This window comes from Peptoniphilus sp. BV3C26, assembly GCF_000478985.1.
In the GTDB taxonomy this organism is placed as follows: Bacteria; Bacillota; Clostridia; order Tissierellales; family Peptoniphilaceae; genus Peptoniphilus_B; species Peptoniphilus_B koenoeneniae.
This window is the reverse complement of sequence record NZ_AWXB01000065.1, coordinates 40,312-66,394: the sequence shown is the minus strand read 5'-3', so window position 1 is coordinate 66,394 and position 26,083 is coordinate 40,312. Positions and strand designations below refer to the sequence as shown.

General features: G+C 27.7%; 28 protein-coding genes and 1 pseudogene. 28 read left to right on the top strand and 1 reads right to left on the bottom strand.

Features of this window, described 5'->3' with window-relative positions:
• Window positions 1-8: 8 nt before the first annotated feature.
• The 28 genes and pseudogenes from HMPREF1253_RS08510 to tgt all read left to right on the top strand — a co-directional run bounded on the left by HMPREF1253_RS08510 (window position 9) and on the right by tgt (window position 25,126).
• On the top strand, window positions 9-446 hold the full coding sequence (locus tag HMPREF1253_RS08510; protein ID WP_023056312.1) for a cell division protein SepF: 438 nt from the start codon (window positions 9-11) through the stop codon (window positions 444-446).
• Window positions 440-1,201, top strand: coding sequence for an RNA-binding protein (locus HMPREF1253_RS08505; protein ID WP_023056417.1), 762 nt, complete (start codon window positions 440-442; stop codon window positions 1,199-1,201). Before HMPREF1253_RS08510 ends, HMPREF1253_RS08505 begins: the two co-directional genes overlap by 7 nt.
• Before the next feature lie 8 nt (window positions 1,202-1,209).
• The gene (gene lspA, locus HMPREF1253_RS08500) at window positions 1,210-1,689 is read left to right on the top strand and encodes a signal peptidase II (RefSeq protein ID WP_023056421.1); all 480 of its coding nucleotides are present in this window, start codon (window positions 1,210-1,212) and stop codon (window positions 1,687-1,689) included.
• Entirely contained in the window at window positions 1,686-2,585 is a 900-nt protein-coding gene (locus HMPREF1253_RS08495; protein ID WP_023056309.1) for an RluA family pseudouridine synthase, read from the top strand. The genes lspA and HMPREF1253_RS08495 overlap by 4 nt, the downstream gene beginning before the upstream one ends.
• A 53-nt stretch (window positions 2,586-2,638) precedes the next feature.
• A pseudogene (gene plsX / locus HMPREF1253_RS08490) lies at window positions 2,639-3,561 on the top strand (phosphate acyltransferase PlsX).
• Window positions 3,562-3,616: 55 nt separating this feature from the next.
• Complete coding sequence (locus HMPREF1253_RS08485; protein ID WP_023056367.1) at window positions 3,617-3,847, top strand: acyl carrier protein; 231 nt, start codon at window positions 3,617-3,619, stop codon at window positions 3,845-3,847.
• Window positions 3,848-4,525 carry a ribonuclease III gene (rnc, locus tag HMPREF1253_RS08480; RefSeq protein WP_023056430.1) on the top strand — a complete coding sequence of 226 codons (678 nt, stop codon included), beginning with the start codon at window positions 3,848-3,850 and terminating at the stop codon, window positions 4,523-4,525.
• On the top strand, window positions 4,518-5,549 hold the full coding sequence (locus tag HMPREF1253_RS08475) for an elongator complex protein 3 (RefSeq protein WP_023056373.1): 1,032 nt from the start codon (window positions 4,518-4,520) through the stop codon (window positions 5,547-5,549). The genes rnc and HMPREF1253_RS08475 overlap by 8 nt, the downstream gene beginning before the upstream one ends.
• A gap of 1 nt (window position 5,550) precedes the next feature.
• Complete coding sequence (gene smc / locus HMPREF1253_RS08470; RefSeq protein ID WP_023056396.1) at window positions 5,551-9,096, top strand: chromosome segregation protein SMC; 3,546 nt, start codon at window positions 5,551-5,553, stop codon at window positions 9,094-9,096.
• Window positions 9,097-9,099: 3 nt separating this feature from the next.
• Window positions 9,100-10,272 carry a signal recognition particle-docking protein FtsY gene (gene ftsY / locus HMPREF1253_RS08465; protein WP_023056370.1) on the top strand — a complete coding sequence of 391 codons (1,173 nt, stop codon included), beginning with the start codon at window positions 9,100-9,102 and terminating at the stop codon, window positions 10,270-10,272.
• 1 nt (window position 10,273) lies between these two features.
• On the top strand, window positions 10,274-11,428 hold the full coding sequence (gene alr / locus HMPREF1253_RS08460; protein WP_023056331.1) for an alanine racemase: 1,155 nt from the start codon (window positions 10,274-10,276) through the stop codon (window positions 11,426-11,428).
• A 153-nt stretch (window positions 11,429-11,581) separates the two neighbouring features.
• Window positions 11,582-11,944, top strand: a complete 363-nt coding sequence (ylxM, locus tag HMPREF1253_RS08455; protein WP_023056418.1) for a YlxM family DNA-binding protein — start codon at window positions 11,582-11,584, stop codon at window positions 11,942-11,944.
• Window positions 11,934-13,271 carry a signal recognition particle protein gene (ffh, locus tag HMPREF1253_RS08450; RefSeq protein ID WP_023056316.1) on the top strand — a complete coding sequence of 446 codons (1,338 nt, stop codon included), beginning with the start codon at window positions 11,934-11,936 and terminating at the stop codon, window positions 13,269-13,271. The genes ylxM and ffh overlap by 11 nt, the downstream gene beginning before the upstream one ends.
• A 41-nt stretch (window positions 13,272-13,312) precedes the next feature.
• Window positions 13,313-13,570 (top strand): 30S ribosomal protein S16, encoded by a 258-nt coding sequence (gene rpsP, locus HMPREF1253_RS08445; RefSeq protein WP_023056328.1) that lies wholly within the window; start codon window positions 13,313-13,315, stop codon window positions 13,568-13,570.
• Between the two features lie 51 nt (window positions 13,571-13,621).
• A complete protein-coding gene (locus tag HMPREF1253_RS08440; RefSeq protein ID WP_023056357.1) occupies window positions 13,622-13,852 on the top strand; it encodes a KH domain-containing protein in 231 nt (76 codons plus the stop codon).
• On the top strand, window positions 13,842-14,339 hold the full coding sequence (gene rimM, locus HMPREF1253_RS08435; protein ID WP_023056397.1) for a ribosome maturation factor RimM: 498 nt from the start codon (window positions 13,842-13,844) through the stop codon (window positions 14,337-14,339). Before HMPREF1253_RS08440 ends, rimM begins: the two co-directional genes overlap by 11 nt.
• The gene (gene trmD, locus HMPREF1253_RS08430; RefSeq protein ID WP_023056420.1) at window positions 14,336-15,052 is read left to right on the top strand and encodes a tRNA (guanosine(37)-N1)-methyltransferase TrmD; all 717 of its coding nucleotides are present in this window, start codon (window positions 14,336-14,338) and stop codon (window positions 15,050-15,052) included. The genes rimM and trmD overlap by 4 nt, the downstream gene beginning before the upstream one ends.
• 5 nt (window positions 15,053-15,057) lie before the next feature.
• Window positions 15,058-15,405, top strand: a complete 348-nt coding sequence (gene rplS / locus HMPREF1253_RS08425) for a 50S ribosomal protein L19 (RefSeq protein ID WP_023056339.1) — start codon at window positions 15,058-15,060, stop codon at window positions 15,403-15,405.
• Window positions 15,406-15,491: 86 nt separating this feature from the next.
• Window positions 15,492-17,138, top strand: a complete 1,647-nt coding sequence (locus HMPREF1253_RS08420) for a glycosyl hydrolase family 18 protein (protein WP_023056386.1) — start codon at window positions 15,492-15,494, stop codon at window positions 17,136-17,138.
• A 52-nt stretch (window positions 17,139-17,190) separates the two neighbouring features.
• Window positions 17,191-17,820, top strand: a complete 630-nt coding sequence (locus tag HMPREF1253_RS08415; RefSeq protein ID WP_023056383.1) for a zinc dependent phospholipase C family protein — start codon at window positions 17,191-17,193, stop codon at window positions 17,818-17,820.
• Between the two features lie 50 nt (window positions 17,821-17,870).
• Window positions 17,871-18,869: an aspartate--ammonia ligase gene (gene asnA / locus HMPREF1253_RS08410; RefSeq protein WP_023056372.1), complete on the top strand. Its 999-nt coding sequence runs from the start codon at window positions 17,871-17,873 to the stop codon at window positions 18,867-18,869.
• A gap of 100 nt (window positions 18,870-18,969) precedes the next feature.
• The gene (locus tag HMPREF1253_RS08405) at window positions 18,970-19,731 is read left to right on the top strand and encodes a hypothetical protein (protein ID WP_023056355.1); all 762 of its coding nucleotides are present in this window, start codon (window positions 18,970-18,972) and stop codon (window positions 19,729-19,731) included.
• 37 nt (window positions 19,732-19,768) lie between these two features.
• A complete protein-coding gene (gene ruvC / locus HMPREF1253_RS08400) occupies window positions 19,769-20,263 on the top strand; it encodes a crossover junction endodeoxyribonuclease RuvC (RefSeq protein WP_023056340.1) in 495 nt (164 codons plus the stop codon).
• Between the two features lie 2 nt (window positions 20,264-20,265).
• Entirely contained in the window at window positions 20,266-20,865 is a 600-nt protein-coding gene (gene ruvA / locus HMPREF1253_RS08395) for a Holliday junction branch migration protein RuvA (protein WP_023056307.1), read from the top strand.
• Window positions 20,866-20,867: 2 nt separating this feature from the next.
• Window positions 20,868-21,890 (top strand): Holliday junction branch migration DNA helicase RuvB, encoded by a 1,023-nt coding sequence (ruvB, locus tag HMPREF1253_RS08390; protein ID WP_023056358.1) that lies wholly within the window; start codon window positions 20,868-20,870, stop codon window positions 21,888-21,890.
• Window positions 21,887-22,984 (top strand): SpoIID/LytB domain-containing protein, encoded by a 1,098-nt coding sequence (locus HMPREF1253_RS08385; RefSeq protein ID WP_023056332.1) that lies wholly within the window; start codon window positions 21,887-21,889, stop codon window positions 22,982-22,984. Before ruvB ends, HMPREF1253_RS08385 begins: the two co-directional genes overlap by 4 nt.
• Window positions 22,981-24,018, top strand: coding sequence for a tRNA preQ1(34) S-adenosylmethionine ribosyltransferase-isomerase QueA (queA, locus tag HMPREF1253_RS08380; RefSeq protein WP_023056362.1), 1,038 nt, complete (start codon window positions 22,981-22,983; stop codon window positions 24,016-24,018). Before HMPREF1253_RS08385 ends, queA begins: the two co-directional genes overlap by 4 nt.
• Window positions 24,011-25,126, top strand: a complete 1,116-nt coding sequence (gene tgt, locus HMPREF1253_RS08375) for a tRNA guanosine(34) transglycosylase Tgt (RefSeq protein WP_023056352.1) — start codon at window positions 24,011-24,013, stop codon at window positions 25,124-25,126. The genes queA and tgt overlap by 8 nt, the downstream gene beginning before the upstream one ends.
• 18 nt (window positions 25,127-25,144) lie before the next feature.
• Here the strand turns inward: tgt and HMPREF1253_RS09755 are convergent, their stop codons facing one another.
• Window positions 25,145-26,071, bottom strand: a complete 927-nt coding sequence (locus HMPREF1253_RS09755; RefSeq protein WP_023056395.1) for a molybdopterin-binding protein — start codon at window positions 26,069-26,071, stop codon at window positions 25,145-25,147.
• Window positions 26,072-26,083 lie beyond the last annotated feature (12 nt).

Sequence of the window (26,083 nt, the reverse complement as noted above, 5' to 3'; positions counted from 1 at the left end):
GAGGAAATATGGCTGATTTTTTTGATAAGTTTAAAAAAGCTATAGGCTTTAGTGATGATTATGAATATGAAGATGAGTATGAAAACGAAGATGTTCAACCTGTAACAAGTGAGGACTCACAACAAGTTCAAAAACCCCAAAGACAAAGATCGAGAGCATCTCTTGGCGGAGCAGATCTTATTATTACCGTTCAAGAACCTCTTTCCTATGATGAATCTGCAAAAGTTGCAGACGATCTTATTAACAATAAAGCTGTTGTTCTTAACTTTGAACAACTTGACAATGATGTTAAGGGAAGAATTTTTGATTTTGTAAGCGGTGCTGTTTATGCACTTAATGGAAAAATGCAAAAAGTTAATAAGGACATATTCATCATAGCTCCGGAAAAAGTGGAAGTTGATGGAGTTAAAGAAGAACTTAAAAATCAAGGAATGTTTCCTTGGTAGAAGAAATATCTCTTGATTTTATCAAAGACTTAGAAATTAAAAATAAGTTAAAAAGAGTCGTTGATAAAATACAAATATGTTTAAAAAGTCATGAACCTGTAAGTACTGATTTTTTAGATCCATATGAGAGACAAATAGCAATTTCATTTATAAAAAAATATCCTCTATCTTATAAAATTGATGGAGGTTGTTTTGATGCAGAAAGATCGATTTTAATAATTTTTCCTGACTATTTAGAATATGAAGGAAATTTGACATACAAAATTCGTATTGATTACAAGGGTAATTTAAAACATAAAGATATCTTAGGTGCTATTTTATCCCAAGGCTTTTCAAGAAATAAACTTGGAGATATTTATGTTTACAATGATTATTCATATGTAATAGCTGCAAAAGAGATTGCAAATTATTTAGTTTATAATTTACAAAAAGTTGCCAATATTAGTGTAAGAGTTTCTCTAATTGATGACGTTTTAAAAATTGATAAGCAATTTACAGATTTTAATATTATATTATCTTCTAAAAGGTTGGATAATTTTATAAGTCAAGTTTTTAAAATAAGGAGAAATCTTGCTAAAGAATTAGTTGAAAAAAATATGGTAAAAGTTAATTTTCAACTTGTTGACAAAAGTTCATTTTTTTTAAATGAAGGAGACTTAATATCTGTTAGGCGATATGGCAGGGCATATCTTAATCAAATATTAAAAGAAACTAAAAAAGGCAATTTGCTTGTCAACATAAAAATTCCACAATAGGAGGAAAAATGCCGATATTTTTTTTGACACTACTTTTAATATTTATAGATCAAATTTCTAAATTTTTTGTGGTAAGTTTTTTAAAAGATACTCCACCTTTAGTTATAATAGAAAATTTTTTGAACTTTTTTTATCTTGAAAATAGAGGAGCTGCCTTTGGAATTTTCCAAGGGAACATGATTTTATTTTCAATAATAACAATTTTGGTTTTAGGATTTTTAATAATATTTTTAATAAAAAATTATAGAAAAAGTTCCATAGTTTTAAAAACTTCAATTGCTTTGATAATTGGTGGAGCTGTTGGAAATTTTATAGATAGAATAAGACTTAATTATGTAGTGGATTTTATAAGTTTTAAAATCTTTGGAAGGGATTTTGCAGTTTTTAATTTTGCAGACTGTTTCATAGTAATAGGTACATTTTTACTTATGCTAATGCTTATATTTCATGAAAATCCACCGTTAAAAAAGGTTGATGAAAATAAATGAAAAAAGAATTAAATATCCGGTCTTTTGATGTTGGCAATAGACTGGATATTTTTTTATCAGATAAAATTGAATATACAAGGTCACAAATAAAAAATTATATAAAAAATGGAAATATACTTGTGAATGGTAAAAAAGAAAAAGCTGGCTACTTATTAAAAGAAAATGATTTTATTTATGTAAACATTGAGGATGAAAATAATACATTAAAAGGTGAAGACATTCCTTTAAATATTAAGTATGAAGATGAAGATCTCTTGGTAATAAGTAAAGATCAAAATATGGTAGTTCATCCAGGTGCTGGAAATTCAAATAATACTTTAGTGAATGCTCTTATTTATAGGTATCCTCAAATAGTGAATGTTGGAGATGAAGAAAGACCGGGCATAGTTCATAGACTTGATAAGGACACATCAGGATTAATGATGGTCGCTAAGACTCAGAGAGCTTATGAGAGCCTCGTAAATCAATTTAAGGACTCATTGGTCGAGAAAAAATATTTAGCCATTGTAGAGGGCAAAATAGAGTCTGAAATCTATATTGATGAACCTATTGGCAGAGATCAAAGAAACAGGATAAAATTTACAGTAACAAACATTAATTCAAAAGAAGCAAGAACTTTATTAAAGCCTATAAAAATTTTTGACAATTACACCCTTGTTGATATTAAATTGGAAACTGGAAGGACTCATCAAATAAGAGTTCATATGAGATATATAGGGCATCCAATTCTTGGAGATTTAATTTATGGAAACAAAAATAAATTTAAAATTGACAAGCAAATGTTGCATTCCTATTCTTTAACCTTTAAGCATCCTTTTACAAATCAAAAGATAAAGATAATTGATGATTTTCCTGAAAGATTTGAAAATTTTTTGAATAGGTTTAAATCTTTCTAAATATTGATTTTTAGAAACTATTACTATAATATTTATTATAAATAGGAGGTCTTATGAAGATACTTTTTGATGGTCTTGGTGGAGATAATTCTCCTCAAGAAATTGTTAAAGGAGCAATCCTTGCAAAAAATGAACTTGGAATTGAAATTGCCATTATAGGTAATAAAGAAGAAATTAATAAAATTTTACTTGAAGAAAATGCTGAGGCTGAAGTAATACACGCCGATGAAAAAATTGAAAATGATGAACAACCAGCTTTTGCCATAAAAAATAAAAAAATTCATCTATAGTTTTAGGTCTTAAAGCTTTGGCTATGGATAAATATGATGCTTTTGTAAGTGCAGGTTCTACAGGAGCTCTTTTAGCAGGAGGACTTTTTATAGTAAAAAGAATTCCAAATATAAAAAGAGCTGTAATACCTACGCCTATACCTACAATAAAGGGAAGTGTATGTGTTATTGATTCAGGTGCAAATATGGATACTGATCCGGAACTTCTTTTGCAATTTGCTAAAATGGGAAATGAATATGTTAAAACAGCTTTCTCTATAGAAAACCCCAGGATTGGTTTACTTAATGTTGGAACAGAAGCTGGAAAGGGGAATGAACTTACAAAAGAAACTTTTAAACTTTTAGCAAATACTAAACTTAATTTTGTAGGAAATGTTGAAGCAAGAGATATAGCCTTTGATGTTTGTGATGTATTAATTTGTGATGGATTTGTAGGAAATGTTTTATTAAAAACTACTGAAGGTATTGCAGGTTTTTATAATTATTTGCTTAAAGAAAAGGTTATAAAAAATATGTCTAAAGAAGGACAAGTTGAATTTGCAAAAAATTATGAACAAATAAAGAAACGCCTCGATTATAAAGAAATAGGTGGAGCTACACTTTTGGGTTTAAATAAAATTGTAGTAAAAGCTCATGGAAGTAGCAATGCAATGGCTATAAAAAAATGCTGCAAAAAATGCTCTTGATTCATTTAATGGAAAAATAATAGAAAATATGAAAAATTGTTTTTAGGAGGATAAGATGAAAGATAGGATTTTAGAACTAATAGCTGAACAATTTGGACTTAATACTGATGAATTAACTGATGATATTGATTTAAGAAATGATTTAAATGCTGACTCGATAGATCTTGTTGAACTTGTAATGAGCCTTGAAGACGAGTTTGGTATTGAAGTAAATGATGAAGATTTAAAAAATATCAATACTATAGGCGATATAATTGAATACGCCAGCGAACTGGAAGAAAAATAATTGGATATAAATTGGAATTTAGATTATAAATTTAAAAATGAAAACTTATTAAAGACAGCTCTAACTCACAGCTCATACACCAATGAGCATTTAAGCGAAAAAATTAAAAATAATGAAAGACTTGAATTTTTAGGAGATGCTGTTCTTGACATGGTAATAGGGGAATATTTTTTTAAGGCTTACAATGTTGCTGAAGGCGATTTATCTCAAATGAGGGCTAAAGTTGTAAATGAAAGTTCTCTTGCTGAAATAGCTAAAGATATAAATTTAGGAGAGCATATTTTACTGGGAAAAGGTGAAATTAAAAGCAATGGTTATGAAAAAGATTCTATATTAGCAGATGCTTTTGAAGCTTTAATAGGCGCTATATATTTAGATTCAAATTTTGAACAAGTAAAAGATGTCATACTTAATATTTTTTCAGATATCTTAAAATTAGCTCACGAAAAAGAATTTTCTATGGATTACAAATCAAGGCTACAAGAAATATGCCAACTTTTAAAGCTTGATATTCACTATAACCTTGATAAAACAGAGGGACCTATTAATAATAGAACTTTTACCTCATCTGTAGTAATAGATGGAAAGTATTTTGGAACAGGTAAAGGAAACTCTATAAAGAAGTCTGAGCAAATGGCTGCAAAAGATGCCTTATCGAAGGGTGAAATTTATGTCTAATAAAAATATAATCCCTATTTTTGTTCCTCACTTAGGTTGTCCTCATGATTGTGTTTTTTGCAATCAAAATAAAATAGCTGGATTAAAGGATATTTCTGTAGAAAATGAAAGAAAAACTATACAGGAATATCTTTCTTATTTTAAAAACAAAAATGATATTCAAATAGCTTTTTATGGAGGAAGTTTTACTGCTATAGATTATAGTTTGCAAAATACCCTTTTAAAAGTAGCTTATGAATATATAGAAAATGGCTCAGTTAAATCTATAAGGCTTTCAACAAGACCAGATTCTATTAACGAAAAAATTTTAAATAATTTAAAAAAATACGGTGTAAAGACTATTGAGCTTGGAGTTCAAAGTTTAAATGAAGAGGTCTTAATATCTTCAGGAAGAGGACATAATGTCCAATGTGTATATGATTCTTCAAAACTTATTAAAGATTTTGGATTCGAATTAGGCTTGCAACAAATGATAGGCTTACCAAGAGATACGGAAGAAAGAGCTATTGAAACTGCAAAAAAATTTGTAGAAATTGGGCCTAATATTGTTAGAATTTATCCAACTCTTGTGGTAGAAGATACTTATCTTGAAAAATTATATAAAAGTGGAAAATATAAACCGCTTACATTGGAAGAGGCCGTCGATTTGTCAGCTAAACTTTTAAAAATTTATAATAGAAACAATATTAATGTAATTAGAATAGGTCTTCAGCCTACTGAAGAAATTAATTATAATGGGTCTATTGTTGCAGGTCCTTTTCATCCAGCTTTTAGACAGTTAGTTGAAAATAAAATAATAATTGATAAAATTTTAAAAACCCTAGAAAATAAAAAAATAAGAAATTTAGAAATTTTTTCAAACAATAAAAATATTTCAACTATAGCGGGACAAAACAAATCAGGTTCTAAAAAACTATATAAAGATCTAAAACTTAAAAGCTTAAAATTTGTAGATAACAAATCAAATGATATAATTTTTTTTGATAGAGACAGTTTGGAAAAAATAAATTTATTGGATTGGTAAGATGTATTTAAAATCATTATATATACAAGGGTTCAAGTCCTTTGCAGATAAAACAAAAATAGAATTTAATAAAAAAATTACCGGAGTTGTAGGTCCTAATGGAAGTGGTAAGAGTAATATCTCAGATGCAATAATGTGGGTTCTTGGAGAAACAAGCGTAAAGACTTTACGTGGAAGAAAAATGGAAGATGTTATTTTTTCTGGCACTAACAAGAGAAAACCCTTGGGATTTGCTGAGGTAACAATAGTATTTAATAATGAGGATAGGGCTCTTAACATTGATTTTAATGAGGTTTCAGTAACAAGGAAGATGTACAGATCCCTTGAAAGTGAATATTTAATTAACTCTAGTAAAGTACGTCTTAAAGACATAAAGGAATTATTTATGGATACCGGAATAGGTAAAGATGGATATTCTTTAATTGGTCAAGGGAAAATTGAATCTATACTTAGCACAAAACCTCAAGATAGACGTGCAATTTTTGAAGAGGCTTCAGGAATAAGTAAATATAAATCAAAAAAACTTGAGGCTGAAAATAAGTTAAAAAGAACAGAAGATAATATCATAAGATTGAGTGATATAATTTCAGAAATTGCTAGCCAAGAAGAAAATTTAAAAATCGAATCTGAAAAAGCAAAGTTATATAATTATTATTTTGAAAAGTTAAAGATACTCGATCTTAACATATCAAAAAGAGATTTAAAAAGACTTTTAAATTATCTTGAGGGCAAAAAAAATGACATTAAAAATTATGAAAAGCAAACTAAATCTTTTAGAGAAAGTTTGGGAAAAAGCCTAGTTAAAGAAAATGAATTTAAAAACCAAATTCAAACAATAAATGAAATTATTGAAGAAAAAAATTCTACAAATCTTGAAAATACAAGACAAGTTGAATCTTTAACAGGAAATATAAAACTTCTTAAAGAAAGAAATAGGGCATTAAACAATTCAATTTTAAGTGCAAATAACAACATAGATGAAATAAAAAGTGAAAACTCCAAATATGAACAATCTATAAATCTTTCAAAAGAAATTATTGATAAAGAAATTATAAAATTTAAAGAGTTAAACAATAGAATCCAAGACATAGATAAAAACATAAATGATTTAGAAAAAAAATATTCTATTAGTAATGAATCTGAAAAATCTTTAGAAGAAAATAGAATAAATTTACTTACAGAAATAACATCAATAACAAGAGATATTGATAATTTAGGAATGTTAATTGATGAAAAAAACTTAAGGATTGACGGCTTAAATGGAAATATTGATAAACTTGAAACTAATATAAAAGAAATTCTTAATTCTTTAGATGATTATAAGGAAAAGTTATCTTCAAACAAGTCTTTATTTAAAAAGTTAGAAGAAGAAAAAAATAAAAATGAAGGTAATTTTAACAATATAAATTTAAACTTAGATGCAATTTCTAAAAAATCTAATGAGCTAAAAAATGAGTATGAATCAGATATTTTAAAGAAAAAAACTCTTATTAATATCATTGAAAATTTTGACGGGTATTCTAAATCAGTAAAACAATTTATGAATTTTACAAAAAAGAGGAATTTATTTTCAAATTCTTTAATTGGACCTGTAGGAGAAAATTTAAGCTTAAAAAAGGAATATGAGATTGCCATAAGCGTGGCCTTAGGTGGAAACATTCAAAATATCATAGTAAAAGATGAAAAATCTGTAAAAAATATGATAGATCTTTTAAATGAAGAATCTTTAGGTAGGGTAACTTTTATGCCTATAGACAGAATAAAATCTTATAGTAATAATTTTGATTTAAGTCCTTTTAAAAACAGTGGAATATTGGGCTTTGCAGATCAGTTGATAACAACAAAAAAAGATTTACAAGAAATCTTTAAATTTCTATTAGGTAAAATAGTAATAGCAAAAGATTACAAATCTGCCTTAAATTTTTCAAATGAGGTAAATAAATCTTATAGGGTTGTTACCCTAAATGGAGAAAGTTTAAATATTGGAGGATCTATTACAGGCGGAAGTTCAAAAAATAATTCTTCTCTTTTATTTAGAACAAATGAGCTTAAACGAATAAATTTAAAAATTGAAAATTTAATAAATGAGATTAAAGAAGGAGAAATTAATATTAAAGATCTTTCAGATTCAGCAAGTAAATTGAGCCTTAAAATTTCAAAAGCTGAAGAGGATTTGCAAGAGATTTCAAACAATAACCAAAAATATGAAAATACAATTTTAAATTTAAAAAATATTTATGAAAATACAAAATACAATTGTGAGAGATATGAGCAAGAATTTAATGAACTTATAGACTCTATAAAAAATGATAAAGATAAAATCGAAAGTTTAAAAAAAGTAAGAGAAGTTAAAAATAAAGAACTAAATGAAATAAATGAGGATTTAAAAGATTATAGAAGCTCTCAGGATTCTCACAATAGTGAAATTAATAAAATAAAGGATTTAAAAGCAAATCTTTCAATTGAAGTGAATGAGATAAATTTAAATATTAAAATTAATAAAGAAAAAATAATTAATTTTGAAGATTTAATAAAGTCTGGAGAATTAAAGTTAAATAGTTTAAATGAAAATATATTTACTTATAATGAAAGTATTTGTGAAAACGAAAATAAAATAAAGGATTTAAACTTAGAACTTGCATCAAGTAGCAAGAAAACTAATTGTGATGTAAAGGAATTACAAAAGGCAAAAGAGGATTTAAAAGCTTTAGAAATTCAACTTAATGATCTTAAAAATTCAAATGATATTGTTAAAGAAAATATTTTTGAAAATGAAAAAAAATTAATTGGAATTAACAATGATATTGAAAGGGCAAAAAATGAATATGAAGATATATGTCTAAGAGTTAAGGAAAATTATGAAGTAGACATTAAAGACTTTGGAGAAGTTCAAATAGATTCTGTTCAAAAGGCAAGAGAAGACATTAAGGATTTAAAGATAAAAATAAAAGATCTTGGAAACGTAAATCTTTCTGCCATAGAAGAATATGAAGATGTATCAAAAAGACTTGAATTTAATATTAAACAAAGAGATGACTTATTAGATTCTAAAAAAGAGCTTAAAAAAATAATAAGTCAGTTGGAAGAATCTATGAGTAAAATTTTTAAAAATTCTTTTACACTTATAACAAAAAATTTTGATGATATTTTCAAAATATTGTTTAAAGGTGGACATGCTGAGCTCATAATTGAAGATGAAGAGGATTCTTTAAATTCAGGAATAGAAATAAAAGCTCAACCTCCAGGAAAGAGATTTCAAAGTTTATCTCTTTTATCAGGTGGAGAAAGAGCATTAACGGCAGTCGCCTTATTATTTGCTCTTTTAAAAGTAAGACCTGCACCATTTTGTATTTTAGATGAAATTGATGCAGCCTTAGATGATTCAAACATTAAAAGATATTGCGAATATTTAATGACATTAGATGACATACAATTTATTTTAATTACGCACAGAAAAATATCAATGCAAATTTGTGATATCCTATATGGTGTAACAATGGAAGAGTTGGGAGTTAGTAAAATTATAAGTACAGCATTAAAGGGGTAATTTATGTTTAAATGGATAAAGGATAAGTTTTCTAAAGATAATGAAAAAGAAAATTCTGAAGACTTAATCGAAGAAAACCTTGAAGAAATATCAGATGAAAATATAGATTTAGAAAATGATCATATGGAAAAAATTTCTGATGAAGAAAAAGAAAAAACGGTAATTCAAGATTTTGACACTCAGTTGGAAAAAGAAACTACTTCAGATGAAGAAATAGAAGAAAATTCTTATGGTTCTAAAAAAGATGAAATTATAGAAGAAGAAAAGCCGTCACTTTTTAAAAGATTAAAAAGTGGTTTATTAAAAACTCGTAAAGAAATGGGAGTTAAAATAAACACAATTCTTGGAGCCTATGTAAAAATTGATGATGATCTTTTAGAAGATTTGGAAGATATTTTAATATCAGCTGATATTGGAATGAATACAACTATGAAAATAATTGACAACTTGAGAGACACAATAATAAATGAAAAAATTAATGATCCAAGCTTAATAAAAGATTTATTAAAAGCTGAAACAAAAAAAATAATGATTACTGAAAAATCTTCTAACTTAAATATTTCTGAAAAATCAGTTATTTTAGTAGTTGGAGTTAATGGAGTAGGAAAAACTACAAGCATAGGTAAACTTTGTGCAAAATTTAGAAATGAAGGTAAAAGTGTTTTAATTGCTGCTGGAGATACTTTTAGGGCAGCTGCTATTGAACAATTGAAAGAGTGGGGCAACAGAGCAAATGTAGATGTTATTGCACAAAGCGAAGGGAGTGATCCTGCAGCTGTAATATTCGATGCGATAAAAGCTGCCAAGTCAAGAAATATAGATGTATTAATTTGTGATACTGCCGGCAGACTACACAACAAGTCTAATTTAATGAAAGAGCTTGAAAAAATTTCTAAAATAATAGACAGAGAGTATCCTGAAGCAACAAGAGAAACTCTTTTGGTTTTAGATGCTACAACGGGACAAAATGCAATGAATCAAGCAAAAACCTTTAAGGAAGCAACAGATATAAGTGGAATAATTTTAACTAAATTAGACGGAACTGCAAAGGGCGGAGTTGTAATAGCTCTTCAATCCGAACTTGATATACCAATAAAATTAATTGGTGTGGGAGAAGGGATAGATGATTTACAAAAATTTGATGTAGATTCATTTGTAGAGGCGATATTTGAATAAAATGATAACAAGACCTGTATACTTAGAAGTAAATTTAGATAATTTAAAACATAATTTAAATATAATAAAAAATCATGTTGATAAAAATTCAAAAATAATTGCAGTTGTAAAAGCAAATGCTTATGGATTTGGAATTCAAAAAATTTCTCAAACTTTAATAGAAGAGGGAATAGATTATTTTGCAGTAGCAACAATGAGTGAAGCCTTGGAAATAAGAAGAAATAATAAAGAAGTTCGAATAATGATTTTAGGCTACAACCATAAAGATTTATATAAAAGAGCTATTGAGAATAAAATTGAGCTAACTATTTTTAATATTCTTGATGCAAAAAATTTAAATGAAGTTGCTAAAAATTTGGGAAAATCAGCAGATATAAATTTGGCTTTTGAAACCGGCATGAACAGAATAGGCTTTATAAAAGAAGATTTAGAGTTATGTATAGAAGAAATTCAACAACTTAAAAATTTAAATATAGTTGGAGCTTTTTCACATTTTGCAGCGTCAGATTCTGACGATAACTATACAAGGTTACAATATAAAAAATTTATTGAAATGGTAAATTTATGTAAAGAACATAAATTGGAAATTCCTCTTAAACATATAAATAATTCTCACGGTATAATAAATTATAGAGAGTTTGATCTTGATGCAGTAAGACCTGGAATTATATTATATGGATCTTGCGAATTTTTACCTCATCCTAATGGTTTTGATTTAAAATATTTAGGAAGCATTAAATCAAAAATTGCAAACCTAAAAACAATTAATCCAGGAGAAAAAGTAAGTTATGGATTAACCTTTGAAGCTAAAAGAAAAACTAAAGTTGCAACAATACCAGTTGGATATGCGGATGGATTTATTAGAAATCTTTCTGGAAAGATTGAAGTTTTAATAAATGGCAAAAGGTGCAAACAAATAGGTAGAATTTGTATGGATCAAATGATGATTGATGTAACAGATGCTTCTTGTAAAGTTGATGATCAAGTTGTTTTGTTGGGAAAACAGGATAATGAAGAGATTACTATTGAAGAAATAGCTGAAAAAGCAGGAGAAATTGCAACTTCATATTCATGCCATTTTAGTAATAGACTCCCAAGAGTTTACATTAAAAATGGAAAAATTGATGAAGTTTATGACGAATTATATCTTTTATAAAAAGTAAAAATTTTAAAATCTATAGTTTTTTATGATTTTATAAAAACTATAGATTTTTTTATAAAAATTTTTAAAAAAAGTTGACAAACTATGCAAATAACCATATAATAACTAAGGTCAAGTAAAAAAGTTGACTCGATAAAAGGTGATTAAATGTTGGAAGATGTTTTTAAAATGAATATGCTTCTTGATTATTATGGAGATTTACTTTCTGAAAAGCAAAGAAAATCAATGAAGCTATATTATAATTTTGATTATTCCTTGAATGAAATTGCAGAAGACTTAAATATATCAAAACAAGCAGTTTCTGAAAATTTAAAAAGAGGAGAACAAAATTTAGAAGAATTTGAAGATAAATTACAACTTATTAAGTCAAGAAAATTTACTGAACAAAAAAATAAAAGGTTAAAAATTTTATTTGAGGAACTTAAAAAAAATTCTAAAGATATAGATTTAGTAACTTTAAATAAAATTTATGATGAACTTTTTAATGGGGAGGTAACTGATGGTATTTGAATCACTCTCTGATAAATTACAAGAAACTCTCTCAAAATTAAGAGGCAAAGGAAAACTTAGTGAAAAAGACATAGACCTTGCAATGAGAGAAGTTAAACTTGCTTTGTTAGAAGCAGACGTAAATTTTAAAGTAGTAAAAGACTTCATCAAAAATGTAAAGACAAGATCTTTAGGTGCGCAAGTTCTTGAAAGTTTAACTCCCGGTCAACAAGTAATTAAAATTGTAAATGAAGAGCTTACATCTTTAATGGGAAAAGGAGAATCAAAATTAGATTTTTCTAAGCATCCAAGTGTAATACTTATGGCAGGTCTCCAAGGTGCTGGTAAAACGACAACATCAGGGAAACTTGCCTACCAGATGAAAAAGCAAGGTAAAAGACCTCTTTTGGTTGCCTGTGACGTCTATAGGCCTGCTGCAATTAAACAATTGCAAGTTGTGGGTCAAAAAATAGAAGTTCCCGTTTTTACTATGGGAGATAAAATAAGTCCCGTTGATATTTCAAAAGCAGCTTTAGAACATGCAAAAAGAAATAATAATGATGTTTTAATTATAGATACGGCAGGAAGACTTCATATAGATGAATCTCTTATGCAGGAACTTCAAGATATAGCAAAAGCTACAGAACCTAATGAGATACTCTTAGTTCTTGATGCTATGACAGGACAAGATGCTGTAAATGTAACAAGTTCATTTGCAAATCAAATAGACTTAACGGGGGTTATTTTAACAAAGCTTGATGGGGATGCAAGAGGCGGTGCAGCTTTATCTCTTAGAGCAGTAACTGATATTCCTATAAAGTTTATTTCTATGGGAGAAAAAATGGATCAGTTAGAAATTTTTTATCCTGATAGAATGGCATCTAGAATTTTAGGAATGGGAGACGTTTTATCTTTAATCGAAAAAGCTCAAAGTGCAGTTGACCAAAAAAAAGCTCAAGAACTTGAACAAAAAATAAGAAATCAAAGTTTTACTTTTGATGATTTTTTAGACCAAATGAATCAAATGAAAAATTTAGGTCCAATTGAAGATTTACTTGCTATGGTACCTGGCATGAACAATAAAATGCTAAAGGGAATAAATGTGGATCAAAAAGATTTTTCAAGAGTTGAAGCTATTATAACTTCAATGACAAAGGAAGAAAGACAGAAACCGGATATCATAGATGTATCCAGAAAAAAAAGAATTGCTTTAGGATCAGGAGTTCAAGTAACAGAAGTAAACAAACTTTTGAAGCAGTTTAAAGAACTTAAAAAAATGATGAAGCAATTTTCAAGCATGGGCAACAAAATGAAAAAGGGAAAATTCAAAATGCCTTTTAAATTTTAATGTTGTATAAATTTGATTTTATTTCACGGGAGGTGAATTAATTGGCAGTTAAAATTAGACTAAGAAGAATGGGTTCAAAGAAAAATCCATTTTACAGAATAGTAGTAGCAGATTCAAGAGCGCCAAGAGACGGAAGATTCATTGAGGAGATAGGCTACTATAATCCACTTACAGAACCAAAAACTGTAGTAGTAAACAAAGAGTCAGTTAACAAATGGATTGGAAATGGTGCTAAACCCACTGATACTGTGGAAAGACTTTTTAAGGAAAATTCTGTTTATTCAATAGAAAAAAAGTAGAAGAAAAAGTAGAAGTTAACCAAGAGGAAGCTTAATCCGAATGGAGGACCTATGGTTGAATTAGTTGAATATATTGCAAAATCCTTAGTAAGTAATCCTGACCAGGTTAAGGTAAAAGCTGAAAATAAAGACAATGAAATTAATATTTATCTTACAGTTGCAGAAGAAGACATGGGAAAGATTATTGGTAAACAAGGTAGAATTGCAAAGGCTATTAGAGCTATATTAAATGCTATATCTCTTAGAGAAAATATAAAGGTTAATCTACAAATTGAAGAATAATTTGATTATTGTAGGAAAAATTTTAAATACTCATGGAATCAAAGGTGTATTGAAAATAATGCCAATTACATCTGATATAAAAAGATTTTCCAAAACTGATTATCTAATAATAAAAGATGAAATGTATTCCATAGAAAGTGTCTTTTACAAAGATAAATTTGTTTTTATTAAATTTAAAGAATTTGATAATATAAATGATGTTTTAAAATTTAAGAATCAATTTGTTTATATTAAAGAAGAAGATAGGGTTAAGTTAAAAAAAGATACCTATTTTATTTCTGATTTAATCGGCTTAAATGTTTTTGATACTGAAAAAAATAAATTAGGAAAAATTATAAACATAATTGAAAATCCTGCAAATGACTTATATGAAATTGAGGATGAAAAAGGAAACACTCATTTAGTACCCTCAGTAAAAGAATTTGTTAAAGAGATTGATTTAAAAAGTGGAATTATTATTAAACCTATAAAGGGGATGTTTGAATGAAATTTTCAATACTCACCTTATTTCCTGAATTTGTAAACACTATGAAGGAATACAGCATATTAGGCAGGGCAATAGAAAATAATTTAATTTCACTGGAAGCTGTTAATATTAGAGAATTTGCAATTAACAAACATGGTCAAGTTGATGATTACTCTTACGGAGGAGGTCCGGGCATGGTTATGATGGCTGAACCTATTTATAAGAGTATTGAAAGTGTCAGAAAAGATAATTCTTATGTTGTCTATATGTCGCCACAAGGAAATGTTTTAAATCAAGAAAAAGTTAAAGAACTTTCAAAAAAAGAACATTTAGTTATTCTTTGTGGTCATTATGAAGGAATAGACAATAGAATTATAGAAAATTATATCGATGAAGAAATTTCTATTGGCGATTTCGTATTAACAGGTGGGGAATTACCTGCTATGATTTTAGTAGATTCAGTATCAAGACTTATTGATGGTGTTTTATCTTCGAGCGAGTCTTATGAAGATGAATCGCATTATAAAGGTCTTTTGGAATATCCTCAATACACAAGACCAAAAGAATTTATGGGATATAAAGTTCCTGATGTACTTTTAAGCGGAGATCATAAAAAAATTGAAAATTATAGACTTAGAGAATCTGTTTTGAATACTTTAAAAAAAAGACCAGATATGTTAAACAGGACTCTATCAGAAGAAGAAAAAAATATATTAAATGGAGAAGGGAGGTAACTTAAGTGGATATCATTAGAGCAATAGAACAAGAGCAATTAAGATCAGATTTACCGAATTTTAATGTGGGTGATACACTTCAAGTTCACTACAGAATTATAGAAGGTTCAAGAGAAAGAATCCAAGTTTTTGAAGGAACTGTTATAAAAATTCAAGGACAAGGCGTTAGAAGAACTTTTACAGTTAGAAGAATTTCTTACGGTAGTGGTGTAGAAAGGACTTTTGTACTTAACTCACCAAGAATTTCTAAACTTGTTGTTTCAAGAAAAGGTAAAGTAAGACGTGCTAAACTATTCTATCTTAGAGATAGACAAGGCAAAGCAGCTAAAGTTAAAGAAAAAGTTAATTTTTAATGAAATAGGGCTCTTAAGTCCTATTTTTTCTTTTTGTATTTACTTTTATGTTGTATAATTTAGTAAATAACAAAATGAGGTAAAAAATGAAAAAAATATTAATAAGTTTATTATTTATAATAATAATTCTTGCTGGGGGCTTTTTTTATTTATTTAGTAAAAAGGGATCAAGGCAAACAAGCACAAAATATAATGATTTTTCATTTATTTGTGAAGCAGATGATGTTGATAAATCAGACTTTGATAGAATAGATGGACAATTTTATCTATCTCTTGATTTTATTAAAGATAAAATTGATAAAGATGTTTTTTATGATGAAAACGAAAAAGTAATAACATTTACAAATTCTAAAGGAACAAAAAGAATACAAATAGATTCTGACAAAGCAATCTTTAATAATAAAGAAATATTATTAAGAGATCCTGCAATTATAAAAAATTCAAAAGTATATGTTCCAATAGAAGCTTTTATTTATGATTACCCTTTGGACTTAAGATATATTGAAGAACTTAAACTTTTAATTATGGATTATAAAAATGTAAAGCATCCTTTAGGAAAACTTAAAGGATCCGGAACTAATATGAGAGAAGATGCTTCTATGCAATCACCTATAGTTAAAAATTTAAAGGGTGATGAAGAAATAATTGTTTTTGGAGAAGATAAAGACTGGTATAAAGTAAGAATTAAAGATGGATATGCCGGATATATAAATAAAAGTTTGCTTGAAGTTGATTTTAATGGAGATAAATTTTCAAGTGAAGTTGATGTAAAAAAAGAGGCCAAAAGGCCTCTTAATTTAACTTGGGATTACACATACGGACCTCAATCTCAAATAAGCATAAATAATATTACTTATATCCCTGGGGTAAATACTATATGCCCTACATGGTTTTCATTAAAAAATGAAAATGGAGATTTAATAGATAGGGGAAACATAGATTATGTAAATAACTATAAAAATCTAGGAATTGATGTTTGGGGTTATTTAGATAATTCTTTTGATGCTGAAATCACAAACAAAGCCTTAAGCTCAACTACCACAAGAGAAAAAATTATATCAGGAACAATGGAGCTTTTAAATAAATATGGACTTAAGGGTTTAAATATAGATTTTGAACACCTAACTACAAAGGAAAGAGATTTACTTAATCAATTTTTAAAAGAGCTTTATGCTATTTGCAGGGTTAATAAAATAACTTTAAGTGTAGATGTTACACCACAAATTTCAAAAGATGTTAATAAAGAAGTTTATGATAGAAAAGTAATTGCCAATAATTGTGATTATGTCATGCTAATGGCTTATGATCAACACTGGAGTAGCTCTGACAAGGCAGGAAGTGTTGCTGAATATAAATGGGTAGAGGGAAATATAAACAACTTATTAAGGCAAATTCCAGGTGATAAATTTATACTTTGTGTTCCTTTCTACACAAGGGTGTGGTCTATTGATAAAAACAATAAAGTGTCATCCCAAAGTATAGGAATGAAAGAAGTTCAAAATATAATTTCAAGTAAGAATTTAAAAAGTACATTTGATGATGTAGCAAAACAAAATTATGTTGAATATACAGACGGTGATTTAACAAAAAAAATTTGGATTGAAGATGAGTATTCACTTACTCACAAAGCATCTTTAATTAATAAATATAATTTAGCAGGTCTTGCTTCATGGAGAAAAGGCTTTGAAGCTCCTTATATATGGTCTGTAATTAAAGATTCTCTTAAATATTAATATTTGACAAATTTTTTTACTTTAAATATAATAAAAACAGTTTTGAAAGAGGGTGTTTATAATTTTAGCTGAAACACATAAAATCATTGCTGAAAAAATTTATGAAAATGTTCAAAAGAGATATAATCTTAATTTAGATTTAGATAAATTAAAATGGGGAAGCATAGCACCAGATTACCTTCCTTATTATAAACTTCATAGACACTATTATGATGAGAGCATAGAATTTATTGTAAATGAAATTATTTCTTTAATATACATCTCAAGGTATGTTGATCTTTATGAAATGAAACCTGTTTTTAGAAAGTATTTTAGCAAAAAATTAGGAATTATTTCTCATTATATTTGTGATTTTACTTGTTTGCCTCATGCAAATAGAATTACATTTACAAAAAATATGCGTCAACACATAAAATATGAGAATGATTTAAATGAATTTGCAAAAATATTTAAATTTAATAAATCTGAAATCAATATTTATAATATTAAAATTGAAGATGAAGTCACTTTAAGAGAACAAATAGTTTCTTATATTGAAAATGCTATTAGTCTATATAAATCTAAGGAATCTTCTTATTCAAAAGATTTAAATTTTGGACTTTCTTTAAGTAACTTTATTGTAGACTTCATATTAGAAAGTGTATTCTCCTATTGCGGAGAAATTGAAGTTCAACTTGTATAGAATCTTTCACCTTTTTGGTGAAAGTTTTTTATTTTAAATACGGAGGACATATGAGAAGCAATTCAAATGCAACAAAATTAGATTTAAAAGAAACTCAATTAGCAATTAAAACATTAAAAGATTATTTTCAACAAGAACTTGCAAATACTTTAAATCTTGCAAGAGTTTCCGCACCTTTAATGGTAAGGCCGGAAACTGGACTTAATGATAATTTAAGTGGCGTTGAAAAACCTGTAAATTTTAAAGTAAATCAAGGCAAAATAAATGTGGAAATTGTTCAATCTTTAGCAAAATGGAAAAGAAATGCCTTAAAAGAATATGGATTTCATGTATATGAAGGTCTTTATACAGACATGAATGCCATAAGACCTGATGAAACTTTAGATAAAATTCATTCAATTTATGTTGACCAATGGGATTGGGAAAAAATTATTAAAGTTGAAGATAGAAATAAAAATTATTTAAGATTGGTTGTAAAAGAAATATTTGAAGTTTTTAAGATAACTGAAAATTATATTAACCATGTTTATCCATACATTTTGAAGAAAAAGTTACCTGAAGACATATTTTTTATTACTTCACAAGAATTGGAAGATATGTATCCTAATCTTAGCCCTAAAGAAAGAGAAAATGCTATAACTAAAGAAAAAAAAGCTGTTTTTATTGAAGAAATAGGAAATTTTTTGAAATCTGGAAATAAGCATGACGATAGAAGTCCTGATTATGATGATTGGTCTTTAAATGGGGATATTTTATTTTGGAACGAAGTTTTAGGAAGCGCTCTTGAACTTTCCAGTATGGGAATAAGAGTTTCAAAAGAGTCTTTACTTGACCAACTAAAAAAAGATAATAAAATGGAAAGAATTGAAATGCCTTACCACCAAGATATTCTAAATGGAAGACTACCTTATACAATAGGCGGAGGCATAGGTCAATCAAGGCTTTGTATGTTTTTCTTAGAAAAAGAGCATATTGGTGAAGTTCAAGCAGGAATATGGGACGGAGATACAAAAAATTTTGCAAAAGAAAATGGAATTGTATTACTATAAATTTTAAGGAAGATCTTAATATTAAATTTACTTTTCCTAAACAATTACCCCCTTGTTTGTTGTATAATAATAAATACGATAAACAATGGGGGATTTCATTTTGGCAAATAATGCTGCAAGAATAAGGCAAAAAAACAGGTCATACTGCTTCAATAACATAAAAAATTTTTTAATAGATAAATTTTTGTTAGATAATGATGTTGATTCAATAAATATTTTGCTAAACATGTATAATATAGAGAATTCAATAAGTCTTATTGCACCTTCTTACATATCAATAAAAAATTTGAAAAAAGATTTAATTCATTTTTTTAGATATAAGGTTGATAGTGAACTTATGGTAAATAATATTTCAAGTCTTATCCATGACGATATAAATAGATTTGAACTTTCGATTTATCTTGAAGGATACAGGGGTGGCTTTTGCAATAAAGAGTTTACAAATAAACTTGAATGTTTGGCTTTTAAATACCTTGATATCCAAAAAATTTATAATTTAAAAAAACTTTTCAATTATGAATTTTCAAATGAAGAAATTTTGAACTTAAAAAAATATGTTGATAAAGAATTAAATAGGGATTCTGACTTAAAAAAACAAATTAAAAATTTAATTTATAAATTTGATGCCAACCTATTAAAAAAGAAAATTTATGTTCTTAATTCTTATTTAGATAGACAGATAATGATAAATATTAATTCAAACGAAAGTAAATTTATTGATTCTGAAAAACCACTTAATCATGAAGAACTTATGGGCTTAAATAGAAAAATAGTAAAATTTTTATTTAAAGATGCACTTAAGGTTTATAAGATAGGATTTTGGGACGGAGTTAATGATAGAGTTTTAAAAAGATACAAATAACTAAGTTTTAAAACTTAGTTATTTTTTTAAGGTGATTATGAGAATATTAGGAATAGATCCGGGACTTGCTCTCGTAGGTTATGGTATAGTTGATTTTGTTGGAAATACATATAAAGTTCTTGATTACGGAGTTATAGAAACAATTGCAGGAGTTCCATTTCCATCAAGATTAACAGAGATTTATAAAGATTTAAATGGCTTGCTTGAAAAATATAAGCCTGATGATATAGCTTTTGAAGAGTTGTTTTTTAATAAAAATGTAAAGACTGCAATAAAGGTTGCTCAAGCAAGAGGTGTAGAGGTTTTATGTGCAAAATTATTTAGAAAAGAAGTTTACGAATACACTCCTCTTCAAATTAAACAGGCTATAGTAGGATATGGAAGAGCTGAAAAAAAGCAGGTTCAGGAAATGGTAAAAATAATTTTAAATTTAAAGGAAATACCTAAGCCGGACGATGCAGCAGATGCTTTAGCAGTTTGTATTACTCATGGAAGTTCTCTTAAATTTAAAGAAAATTTTATTATGAGGTAAATATGATAGAATTAATAATAGGAAAAATTGAAGAAATAAACGAAAATTCAATATTAGTTGTCAATCAGGGAATCGGATACTGTATATTTCTTAATGGCAGAGAATCTAAAAATTTAGCTATTCATGAGGACATAAAAATTTATACAAGTATGATTGTAAGAGAGGATGATATTTCTCTTTATGGATTTTTATCAAAAGATGAGAGGAAGATTTTTAAACTTTTAATAACAGTATCTGGCATAGGACCTAAAGTTGCTATGGGAATAATGAGTGAGCTTACTCAAAATGATTTAAGAAATGCAATCTTAACTTCTGATATAAATAAGTTACAAAGTGCACCTGGAGTAGGTAAAAAAACAGCTCAAAGAATAATTCTCGAATTAAAAGATAAAATATCTAAAATTAATTTTGAAAATCCTTTAGAATCTTTTATAAGTAATGAGAATGATTTTGATATCACAAGCTCAGATAATGAAGTTGTTGAAGCTCTTGTTAGTCTTGGTTATAATAATAATGAGGTTAGAAATGCCTTAAGGCGTATAGATGCTAATTTGCCTATAGAGATTCAAATTAAAGAAGCTCTTAAGATTATAGGAAGGTAATTATGGAAGATAGACTTGTGGAACCTAGCTTTTCTCCAACAGAAGACCAAACAGAAATAGGTATTAGACCGAAATGGCTTAATGAATATATTGGTCAAGAAAAAGCTAAAGAAAAATTAAAAATTTTTATTGAAGCTGCAAAAAATAGGAAAGAGTCTTTGGATCATTGTCTTTTAAACGGGCCTCCTGGACTTGGTAAAACAACTTTAGCAAATATAATAGCAAATGAAATGGGTGTCAACATTAAGGTTACAAGTGGCCCTGCAATTGAACGCCAGGGAGATTTAGCAAGTATTCTTACAAACCTTAATGAAGATGATGTTTTATTTATAGATGAAATCCATAGAATTAATAAATCTGTTGAGGAAATATTATATCCGGCTATGGAAGATTATGTCCTTGATATAATAATAGGTAAAGGACCCAGTGCAAGATCTATAAGGCTTGATCTTTCAAAATTTACTTTAATAGGAGCAACAACAAGGGCTGGACAACTTTCAAATCCCCTTCGTGACAGATTTGGCGTAATATTAAATTTAGACCTATATGATATTGAAAGTTTAACAAAAATTATTATGAGATCTGCCGACATTTTAAATATAGGGATTGAACCAGAAGGTGCAAAAAAAATTGCAATTAGAAGCAGAGGAACACCAAGAATTGCAAACAGACTTTTAAAAAGAGTAAGAGATTATGCTGAAGTTAAAGAAGATGGAGTTATAACTGAGAAAGTTGCGGAAAGAGGTTTAAATCTATTGGAAATAGATAGATACGGTCTTGATGCATTAGACAGAAAAATAATTCAAGTTATGATAGAAAATTATGGAGGAAGACCTGTAGGCATTGATGCGATAGCTGCATCGGTTGGGGAAGAAAAAATCACTATTGAAGATGCTTATGAACCATATCTTCTTCAAATCGGCTTTATTAACAGGACTCCAAGAGGAAGAGTTCCGACAGAACTTGCCTACAAACACTTTAACATTCCTTATAATAATGATAATGAACAGGAGAAGTTTTTATGAAAAAATTAATTTTTATTTTATCTATTTTATTTTTATTTCAGTTTACATATGCTGAAGAAAATACTTTTTTAAATGTTAAAATAGGTAAAAGCTATAAGCAAAATTCTAAAGTGGAATTAAAAACTGATGGATTATTTTCTCTTGATTATGATGAAAATACAAAGACCCCATTAAACACTAAAGCTTTAATTGTTGTTTATGATGGAACTTCTATAAATGTTTTTAAAGGAAATACAATTATAGTTAAGGATTTTCCTCAAAAAGGAGAAATTTTAATAAGCTCAGATAAGCCAATTAAAATTGGAAAAAGATCTTATAGGGGAAAAATATCTTTTCGTATAAATAATAAGAATTTAGATATCATAAATAATGTAGAAATTGAAGATTATTTAAAGGGAGTAGTGCCAAAAGAATTATCTGCAGAATATCCTTTAGAGGCTTTAAAAGCTCAAGCAATTACATCAAGAAGCTTTGCGATTGCAAATATAAATAAAAATAAGTCTAAAGGCTATAATCTTGATGATACCACATCATGCCAAGTTTATTTCGGCTTTGGAGCGGAAAAGGAAAGAAGCAATAAAGCTGTTGATGAAACTAAGGGAATGTACGCCATGTATGATGGAAAGGTTGCCAATACAATTTTTGGAGCATCTTCAGGTGGACGAACTGCTGAAGTTTCAGAAGTTTGGGGTGGAAAGCAAATTCCATATTTAATAAGTTTTGATGATTCTCAATTTTCATCACATCCATGGACAGTTACGATAAATAAAAATGATTTGAATAAAAAACTTGGAAAAGAAGTTTATTCATTAAGTATAAAAGATTTTGATTCTTCAGGTAGAGTTAAATCTTTATTAATAAATAATTCAGATGAAATGAAAGGCACAAAATTTAGAAACCTACTTGGAAATGTTAAATTTAAATCTACTTTATTTACCATTGAAGATGCCGGGGATTCTTTTGTATTTAAGGGTCAAGGCTACGGACATGGAGTAGGTTTAAGTCAATATGGAGCTGTTCAAATGGCAAAACAAGGCTATAAGGCAGAAGAAATTATGAAATATTATTTTAAAGGTGTAGAGATTATAAAATGAGTTTAAAAACAAGTGATTTTTATTATGATTTGCCAAAAGAATTAATTGCGCAACATCCTCTCGAAGACAGATCGTCTTCGAGACTTTTGATTGCAAATAGATATGACAAAAATTTAAAAGAAGATATTTTTAAAAATATTATTAATTATTTAAATAAAGGAGATGTTTTAGTAATTAATAATACAAAAGTAATTCCGGCAAGGATTCATGGTCATAGAAAGGATAAAGAAGAAAACATAGAAATTCTTCTTTTAACAAGAAAAGGGGACATATGGGAATGTCTTGTCAAGCCTGGTAAAAAGGTTAAAATTGGAACGGAAATAATTTTTAGTGATAAACTTAAAGCAGAAGTTATAGATATAAGTGAAGATGGAAATAGATTTATTAAATTTATCTATGAAGGAATATTTGAAGAAATATTAGATCAACTTGGAGAAATGCCTCTTCCACCGTATATTAAAGAAAAACTTGATGATCAAACAAGATACAATACTGTTTATTCAAAGATAGAAGGTTCGGCAGCAGCTCCTACAGCAGGATTACATTTTACTAAGGAACTTTTGGAACAGATAAAAAATAAGGGCGTTAAAATTGCACCAATAACACTTCATGTTGGCCTTGGAACTTTTAGACCTGTAAAAGTTGAAGATGTTGAAAAACACCATATGCACTCTGAATATTATATGGTATCAGAGGAATCTGCAAGTATAATAAATGATGCTAAAAAAAATGGAAATAAAATTATTGCGGTTGGAACAACTTCAATGAGAACTCTTGAGAGTGTTGCTGATAAAAATGGAATGCTAAAGGAAACAAGGGGTTGGACTGATATATTTATTTATCCTGGTTACGAATTCAAGTGTGTTGATTCTTTAATAACTAATTTTCATTTGCCTGAATCAACTTTGTTAATGCTTGTAAGTGCTTTTTCATCAAAAGATATAATTTTTAATGCTTATGAATATGCAATAAAAAATAAATTTAGGTTTTTTAGCTTTGGAGACGCTATGTTTTTAAGGGGGAAAGATGTTTAAATATGAATTATTAGCTCATTCATCTGAATGTAAAGCAAGAGTCGGAAGGATAACTACAGATCATGGAACTATAGAAACTCCCATATTTATGCCCGTAGGCACAAGAGCCACAGTAAAAACAATGACTCCTGAAGAAGTAAAAGAATTAGGTGCCCAAATAATTTTATCCAATACCTATCATTTATTTTTAAGACCTGGGAAAGATATTATTAACAAAGCTGGCGGTCTCCACAAATTCATGAATTGGGATAAGCCTATTCTAACTGACAGCGGAGGATTTCAAGTATTTTCTTTAAGTAAAAGACGTAAAATAACAGAGGAAGGCGTTGAATTCAGGTCTCACATAGATGGCTCAAAACAGTTTATATCTCCTGAAATTTCTATAGATATGCAAAATACTCTTGGTTCAGATATTATAATGGCTTTTGATGAATGTGCACCTTATCCTGCAAACAGATCATATATTGAGCATTCAATGATGAGAACTAGTCGTTGGGCTAAAAGATGTAAAGAATTTCATAAAAATACTGATAAACAAGCTTTATTTGGAATTGTACAAGGTGGAATGTATAAGGATTTAAGAGAAATATCAGCGAAAAGTTTAGTAGATTTAGATTTTCCAGGATATGCAGTTGGAGGGTTAAGCGTTGGTGAACCTGAAGACTTAATGATAGATGTTTTAAATTTTACAACTGATTATTTGCCAGAAAATAAGCCAAGATATTTAATGGGAGTAGGAAGCCCAGACTATTTATTTGAAGCAGTACAATATGGAATAGATATGGCTGATTGTGTTCTTCCAACAAGAATTGCAAGAAATGGAACTGCAATGACATCAAAGGGAAAAATTGTAATTAAAAACGCTAAATATAAAGAAGATTTTACACCCCTTGATCATGATTGTGATTGTTATACTTGTAAAAATTATTCAAGAGCTTATATAAGACATTTATTTAATGTAAATGAGATTCTTGCATATAGACTTGTAACTATTCACAATCTACATTTTCTTTTAAATTTAATGAAGGGAATAAGAAAGTCTATTATTGATGATAGATTTATGGAATTTAAAAATAACTTTTATAAAAATTATGGATATGAAAAATAAGTGTCAAATAAATGACACTTATTTTTTTTCTAATTTTTTAATTCTATAGTGAACATGATAGTATTTAATATTAAATCCTTCTGAATTTAGGAGCTTTGCAATTTGCCTTGCACCCATACCTAAACTTCGATAATGTAAAATCCTTTCTTGTAAAAAATCTTCATGATTTTTTAATTTTACAATTTTTTTATACTTTTCTTTATAAATCTCAATTAATTTTTTTTCCATTAAATCTAAAATAAATTTTTCTGAATTATCAATATTATCAATAAAAATTTTTGCAAGAGGAAGACATTCATCTTGGGGACCTGGTAAATTTAAAATTGTAGAATTTTGTGTTTTATTTAAACTTATTTTTGAAAACAAATGTCCGTTATCTCCATAAATTTCTCTAAAATTATCTTTAAATTTATTTCCAATAGCAGATTGGACGAAATCCTTACTGAACAAATTATTATACCTATGTCCGCCTCCTGTACCACCTATAAAAATAATAAAATCATAATTTTCATTTAAAACAGAATTTAAAGTATTAGAAATAACCATTTCATCATCAACTAGGGGCTGGAGTTTTTTTATTGTAGAGTCCGGAAATCTTTCTATTATAAGCTTTGAAATTTCAGGAGTATTATTGTCAGAAATGGTACCGTCTAAAATTTCATTTCCTGTAGGAATAAGCAAAAAATTATAAGTTTTATAAAAAGTCTTACCCTTATATTTATTTAAAATTTCTTCCACTCTATTGTAGATTTCTTCAGCTTTTAATTTAAGCTCGTCTTCATCCATATCCAACATTCTAATGATTAGTCCTTTGTCACTAACTCCTATTATTTCAAGATGTGCATTTAATTTTAAACTTAATTCACGTTTAAAATTATCAACCTTTAAATTTTTTATAAGTAAATTTGGAAAAGAAATAATATCATCCTTGATTAAATAATTCATAAATCCCCCTTT

Coding starts and splice junctions, on each gene's coding strand:
- HMPREF1253_RS08420 (WP_023056386.1), top strand. CDS start 15,492: ATGAAAAAAATATTAATAAGTTTATTATTTATAATAATAATTCTTGCT.
- HMPREF1253_RS09755 (WP_023056395.1), bottom strand. CDS start 26,071: ATGAATTATTTAATCAAGGATGATATTATTTCTTTTCCAAATTTACTT.
- alr (WP_023056331.1), top strand. CDS start 10,274: ATGATAACAAGACCTGTATACTTAGAAGTAAATTTAGATAATTTAAAA.
- tgt (WP_023056352.1), top strand. CDS start 24,011: ATGTTTAAATATGAATTATTAGCTCATTCATCTGAATGTAAAGCAAGA.
- lspA (WP_023056421.1), top strand. CDS start 1,210: ATGCCGATATTTTTTTTGACACTACTTTTAATATTTATAGATCAAATT.
- ruvB (WP_023056358.1), top strand. CDS start 20,868: ATGGAAGATAGACTTGTGGAACCTAGCTTTTCTCCAACAGAAGACCAA.
- ylxM (WP_023056418.1), top strand. CDS start 11,582: ATGTTGGAAGATGTTTTTAAAATGAATATGCTTCTTGATTATTATGGA.
- HMPREF1253_RS08440 (WP_023056357.1), top strand. CDS start 13,622: ATGGTTGAATTAGTTGAATATATTGCAAAATCCTTAGTAAGTAATCCT.
- HMPREF1253_RS08495 (WP_023056309.1), top strand. CDS start 1,686: ATGAAAAAAGAATTAAATATCCGGTCTTTTGATGTTGGCAATAGACTG.
- HMPREF1253_RS08485 (WP_023056367.1), top strand. CDS start 3,617: ATGAAAGATAGGATTTTAGAACTAATAGCTGAACAATTTGGACTTAAT.
- ftsY (WP_023056370.1), top strand. CDS start 9,100: ATGTTTAAATGGATAAAGGATAAGTTTTCTAAAGATAATGAAAAAGAA.
- queA (WP_023056362.1), top strand. CDS start 22,981: ATGAGTTTAAAAACAAGTGATTTTTATTATGATTTGCCAAAAGAATTA.
- HMPREF1253_RS08475 (WP_023056373.1), top strand. CDS start 4,518: ATGTCTAATAAAAATATAATCCCTATTTTTGTTCCTCACTTAGGTTGT.
- ruvA (WP_023056307.1), top strand. CDS start 20,266: ATGATAGAATTAATAATAGGAAAAATTGAAGAAATAAACGAAAATTCA.
- trmD (WP_023056420.1), top strand. CDS start 14,336: ATGAAATTTTCAATACTCACCTTATTTCCTGAATTTGTAAACACTATG.
- asnA (WP_023056372.1), top strand. CDS start 17,871: ATGAGAAGCAATTCAAATGCAACAAAATTAGATTTAAAAGAAACTCAA.
- HMPREF1253_RS08510 (WP_023056312.1), top strand. CDS start 9: ATGGCTGATTTTTTTGATAAGTTTAAAAAAGCTATAGGCTTTAGTGAT.
- HMPREF1253_RS08385 (WP_023056332.1), top strand. CDS start 21,887: ATGAAAAAATTAATTTTTATTTTATCTATTTTATTTTTATTTCAGTTT.
- ffh (WP_023056316.1), top strand. CDS start 11,934: ATGGTATTTGAATCACTCTCTGATAAATTACAAGAAACTCTCTCAAAA.
- smc (WP_023056396.1), top strand. CDS start 5,551: ATGTATTTAAAATCATTATATATACAAGGGTTCAAGTCCTTTGCAGAT.
- ruvC (WP_023056340.1), top strand. CDS start 19,769: ATGAGAATATTAGGAATAGATCCGGGACTTGCTCTCGTAGGTTATGGT.